Raw genomic sequence first — 1,061 nt, 5'->3', positions numbered from 1 at the left:
GCCATATTCCTCCGGCAGAAGCAGAAAAAGCTTATTATGCTTCCATCGGAAATACTGATCTGGCAGCCTGAGTTCACAGATAAAACACTCTCCAGGAAACCCGGGGCGGTTCATTCTGTGTAAATGCCTTTTCTCAGAAGTGACCGCCTGGACGGTCACTTCTGAATACCTCCCCGGACGGACTGGCAATACCCATTCGTCTCAGCGTTGCATCAGCGGCTTTCGACACCTCACTGATATCCAGTTTCTCCGGTAATGCTGGCGGTAATATCTGCGCCAGACAATATTCCCGTCGTAACAACAACCCCTCCCGTTGTGCTTCAGTACATTCAAAATTGCCCATGACGAAAAGCCAGCGAGCAGAAGCTCTGCGCCAGCAACCTGCAGCCTCCAGTTTCTGTGCAACCCTGTCTTCCACAACTTCCGGGGTACTCTTTTTCCTGCTCAAATCATTAACTCGCTGAAATAATATACATATATAACGGTCTCAGCGAACCGTCCATGCCGGGCTGAAATCCTCTTCCTGAAACAGCTCCGTCAGCCCGCTAATCTGTTTCAACCTGAGAACTTCATCCTGGTCCATACCCAGCTCCGTACCAATGCGTTCATCTGGCCAGCCTAGGCGTGAAAGATCCCTGACAATATCAGACATTGAAGTTATCTGGTGTTTCCCTCTGGCCCGGTTATGTCGGATGGTCGCCGCAATACGTGAGGCCTGTCCCTTTCTTTCCGGATTAATACAGGTCACTGGCAACCAGCCCTTCAGACGTTTTCCCGTACCAGCTTCCCTGCCCAGTAACTGACGATGAAAACCATCCACGACCAGATAATGCTCCTTCTCTTCTGAGACAACCACAGGCTGTGTGAACCCATCCTGCTCCAGTGAATGTTTCAGCAGTTTTTTCTCTCCCGGCGCCATGACATTGGGATTATAATCGTTAGCCACCACTTCATCCGTCTTCACCCACAGCACACAGCCTACAGGCTCCTGTGCAAAAGGGCTGACCTCGTGTAGAACCCTGCGCAGGTGAATGACTGTGATTCTCTCCTCTCAATTCAAA

General features: G+C 50.6%; 1 protein-coding gene and 1 pseudogene. Both read right to left on the bottom strand.

From position 1 onward, the window contains the following. Nucleotides 1–133: 133 nt before the first annotated feature. On the bottom strand, nucleotides 134–418 hold the full coding sequence (locus EQY_RS0122675; RefSeq protein WP_000390214.1) for a PerC family transcriptional regulator: 285 nt from the start codon (nucleotides 416–418) through the stop codon (nucleotides 134–136). Nucleotides 419–487: 69 nt separating this feature from the next. After that, nucleotides 488–1,033, bottom strand: a pseudogene (locus EQY_RS0122670) (IbrB-like domain-containing protein); the annotation flags it as partial. Nucleotides 1,034–1,061 lie beyond the last annotated feature (28 nt).

Origin of the sequence: Escherichia sp. TW14182, from assembly GCF_000208525.1 — a bacterium.
GTDB classification, from domain to species: Bacteria; Pseudomonadota; Gammaproteobacteria; order Enterobacterales; family Enterobacteriaceae; genus Escherichia; species Escherichia ruysiae.
Note: the sequence above shows the minus strand (reverse complement) of the source record. Positions and strands in the feature narration are given on the sequence as shown.